General features: G+C 74.8%; 1 protein-coding gene and 3 pseudogenes. 2 read left to right on the plus strand and 2 right to left on the minus strand.

Translation table 11 applies throughout. The features are described 5' to 3' along the window. Window positions 1-305: pseudogene (locus H5J30_RS20115) on the plus strand (DNA methyltransferase); the annotation flags it as partial. Window positions 306-439: 134 nt separating this feature from the next. Next, complete coding sequence (locus H5J30_RS20120) at window positions 440-2,425, plus strand: S9 family peptidase (protein WP_181788800.1); 1,986 nt, start codon at window positions 440-442, stop codon at window positions 2,423-2,425. Window positions 2,426-2,510: 85 nt separating this feature from the next. On the opposite strand, the pseudogene H5J30_RS20125 reads toward H5J30_RS20120, so the two are convergent. Both H5J30_RS20125 and H5J30_RS20130 read right to left on the minus strand, forming a co-directional pair. After that, window positions 2,511-3,212: pseudogene (locus H5J30_RS20125) on the minus strand (SURF1 family protein); the annotation flags it as partial. Between the two features lie 123 nt (window positions 3,213-3,335). Further along, window positions 3,336-4,151: pseudogene (locus H5J30_RS20130) on the minus strand (hypothetical protein); the annotation flags it as partial.

Below are 4,151 nucleotides of genomic sequence, written 5' to 3' on the forward strand. Positions count from 1 at the left end.
GGACGCAGGCGGCGATCCGCCGGGACGGCGGGCGGAACGGCCCGCTGCTGGCGAACTACGTGGGCAAGTACGTGCACGACATGTGGGGGCACTTCCGGGCGGCGTACCGGAACGTGCGCGAGGGCGGGCGGGTGGTCTACGTGATCGGCAACTCGACCTTCTACGGGAACCAGGTGCCGGCGCAGGAGTGGTACGCGGCGCTGCTCCGCGAGGCGGGGTTCGCGGGGATCGAGGTGGAGGTCATCCGTAAACGGAACAGCAACAAGGCGCTGTTCGAGTACGCGGTGTCGGGCGGGCGGCCGTAGGACCCGCGGCGGGCCGGGGGCCGCGGACGGGGCCGCGGGGCCGCGGCGGCGGGAGTTTATCCACAACTGGGGAGTAATCCACAGATTGGCGGTGCGCGGTCCACTCGGCTCGGGCGAGGCCGCAGAATGTCGGCATGAGCGAGATCGACGGGGGCAAAGCGGGACGTGCCGGCGACGACGCAAGCGTCGGCCCCGGGGGCTACGGAGACGGTGACGGGACCGGCGGGAGCGGCGGCACCGGGGAGGGCGCGGCGCCGGCGTGGGAGCGGCGGTTCCGGGCGCCGCGGATCAGCCTGCCCGGATGGGCGGAGGACGCGCCGGACCGCGCGCTGTACGTGTCGAACGTGACCGGCACGTTCGAGCTGTACGCCTGGGACCGCCGCACGGGCGGCATCCGCCAGGTCACCGACCGGCCGAACGGCACGACGGACGGCGCGCTGACGCCGGACGGCGAGTGGGTGTGGTGGTTCTGCGACACCGACGGGGACGAGTTCGGGGTGTGGCGGCGGCAGCCGTTCGCGGGCGCCGCCCCGGGGCAGGACCGGGCGGCGGCGCCGGGGCTGCCGGCCGCGTACTCGGCAGGGCTCGCGCTCGGACGGGACGGCACGGCGGTGGTCGGCAGGTCCACGGAGGAGACGGGCACGACGATCCATCTCGTGCGGCCCGGCGGCGAGCCCAGCGAGATCTACCGGCACCGGGAGTCCGCCGGCGTCGGCGACCTCTCGCACGACGGCAGGCTGCTCGCCATCGAGCACACCGAGCACGGCGACGCGATGCACGCCGCCCTGCGCGTCCTGCGGCTCGGCGGCTTCCCCGGCGTGGACCCGGTGGTCGCCGATCTGGACGACACCAAGGGCGGCCGGGAGGAACTGGGCCTGGAGGTGCTGGGCTTCGCACCGGTGGCGGGCGACTCTCGGCTCCTCGTCGGGCACCAGCGGCGCGGCCGGTGGGAGCCGATGATCTGGGACCCGGTCACGGGGCAGACCCGGGACCTGGAGTTCGACCTGCCGGGGGACGTGTCGGCGGAGTGGTATCCGGACGGCAGCGCCCTGCTCGTGCTGCATACGTACCAGGCGCGCAGCGAGCTGTGGAGGTACGGGCTGGAGGGTGCCGGCTCCGGCGCCCTGACCCGGGTGGAGACCCCGCCGGGGACGATCTCGGGGGCGACGGCGCGGCCGGACGGCACGGTGGAGTTCCACTGGTCGTCGGGCGCGGAGCCGCCGCAGGTGCGGTCCGCCGAGGGCGCCGTGGTGCTCCAGCCGCCGGGCCCGGCGGCGCCGCGCTCGGTGCCGGTGGAGGACGCCTGGGTCGACGGGCCGGGGGGACGGATCCACGCGCTGGTGCAGCGGCCGGAGGGAGAGGGTCCGTTCCCCTGCCTGTTCGACGTGCACGGCGGCCCGACGTGGCAGGACAGCGACGCCTTCGCGGCCGGCCCTGCCGCCTGGGTCGACCACGGCTTCGCCGTGGTCCGCGTCAACTACCGCGGCTCCACCGGCTACGGCCGGGAGTGGACCGACGCGCTCAAGCACCGGGTGGGACTCATCGAGCTGGAGGACATCGCCGCGGTGCGGGAGTGGGCCGTCGCCTCCGGTCTCGCGGACCCCGAGCGGCTGGTCGTCGGCGGCGGTTCGTGGGGCGGGTATCTGACGCTCCTCGCGCTGGGCACGCAGCCGGACGCCTGGGCGCTGGGCCTGTCGGCGGTGCCCGTCGCGGACTACGTGTCGGCGTACGAGGACGAGATGGAGGCCCTCAAGGCGATGGACCGCACGCTGATGGGCGGCTCGCCGCAGGACGTCCCCGAGCGCTACGCCGCGTCGTCACCGCTGACGTACGTGGACCAGGTGCGGGCCCCGGTGTTCGTCTCCGCGGGGGTCAATGATCCGCGGTGCCCGATCCGGCAGGTGGAGAACTACGTCGGGCGGCTCGCGGAGCGCGATCACCCGCACGAGGTGTACCGCTACGACGCGGGGCACGGCTCGCTGGTCGTGGACGAGCGGATCAAGCAGTTGGGGCTGGAGCTCGACTTCGTTCGCCGTCATCTGCTTCCGGACCTGGCTCCGCGGCGGCAGCGGCCGGATCCGGAGCCTCTGGACCGCTCCCCCCGGGATCGGGGGAGGTGAGGCCGAGGGCCAGGTCGCGCGCGACCTCCGCCTCGCGGCGGAAGAGGCGGTACCACATGAAGATCACGAAGCCGGCGAAGACGAACCACTGGGCCGTGTAGCCGAGGTTCTGGAACGCCTTGAGGTCGAGCCCGCTGCCCTGCGGGACCTCGGCGGGCACGGGCTGCATCCCGCCGTCGGCCTCGAAGAGGGTGATCCAGGCCGTGGAGACCTGTTCGTCCACGACGTTGATCAGCGCCGCGGCGCTGATCATGCCGACCTGGCCGCGGGGCAGCCCGCCCTCGGTGTGCACGCCGGGGGAGCCCTGGTGCTCGGACGCCTGGAGGGCACCGGTGACGGTGACCTCGCCGGCGGGCGGCTCGGGGGCCTTCGCCGGGTCGGCGTCGCCGGGCAGCCAGCCGCGCAGGACGGGGACGGAGGTGGGGGTTCCGGCTGCGCTGCCGTCGCCGTCGCCGCCCACGGGGGCGTCGGTGCGCAGAAGGGTCAGCACGTAGAAGCCGGTCTCGCCGTCGAGAGTGCGGTCGGGGACGAGGAGTTGGGGGCCGTAGCGCCCGGTGACCGTCGCCGCGTCGCCGGTCGTCTCCTGGGTCACGGGCAGCAGCTCGCCCATCGGCCGGCCGGCGGCGCCGTCGCCGAGGTCCTTCTGCTCCTGCTGCTCCTGGTGGGTCTCCACGCGCGTCTCGAAGCGGCCCAGCTGCCAGCTGCCCATGACGAGGCAGACCGGGATGGCGAGTGCGGCGAGGATGTTGACGACCCACCACCGGGGCGTCAGCAGGAACCGGTACACGCCCCCACGGTACGGCCTCCCCCGGCGGCCCTCCGCCGGGGGGCCGGTCGGGGCCGGGGCCGGGCCCGCGGCGGATCGGAGCCGGCGCGCCCGCGCGCCGCCCGTGCCGCGCTGCGGTACGGGTCAGGCGCTCGGGAGCGGTTCGGTGTAGTAGACGGTGCCCGCGCAGGCGTTCTGGACCGTGACGCTGGCCACCGCGGAGGAGTCGGCCTCGGGCGAGTGGGTCAGGGTGACGGAGCCGTCGGTGGTGCCGTCACCTTCGCCCGGCTCACCGGTGCCGCCGGTGTCGCCGCCGGTCTCGGTCCCCTGGTCGGTCTCGGACTGCGTCTCGTCCGGCGACGACTGCGTGTCGTCGCTGGGGTCCGGGGCCGGGGTGGTGGCGGTGGTGTTGCAGCCGCCGTCGCTGCTGGCCTCCGGCACCCAGGCGAACTCCACCACGTACGACTCGCCGGCCGCCAGCACCAGCGTGCCGGTGGTCTCGGGCGCCGGCAGCAGGTCCGTGGCGGCGTCGCCGACGGTGTGCGTACGGGTGTCGACCGCGCTCGCGCTCGCCGCGCCGAACGTGCCGCCCACCCGCACGCCGCCGGACGACTCGACCACGCATGCGGTGGCGGAGACGTTGGTGACGGTGAAGGAACCGGTGACCCGGCCCGACTCGTCGGGCGTGCCGCTGGCCGCGACGGGCTCGCTGACCTGCGTCGGCGCGCACGGCTCCGTGGCCGTCGTGCCTTCGGAGCCGCCGGTCGGGGCGGCGGTGTTCTCGTCGTGACCGGGCGGCTCGGTCTTCTCTTCCTTGTCGCTCGGCTCCTTGCTGCCGGCGGTGGCGTCGGAGTCGTTGCCCTCGACGGCGCCGCCCCCGCCCTGCTGCCCGGCGCCGGGCAGCCGGCTGTTGGCGATGTCCTGGCGCGGGTTCTTCTCGCTGGTCGAGCCGGCGACGTT

The sequence above is a fragment of the Streptomyces phytophilus genome, from assembly GCF_013870535.1.
GTDB classification, from domain to species: domain Bacteria; phylum Actinomycetota; class Actinomycetes; order Streptomycetales; family Streptomycetaceae; genus Streptomyces; species Streptomyces phytophilus.

What these genes read in the sequence shown, in the direction of transcription:
- H5J30_RS20120 (WP_181788800.1), top strand. Translation starts at nt 440, where the DNA reads ATGAGCGAGATCGACGGGGGCAAAGCGGGACGTGCCGGCGACGACGCA.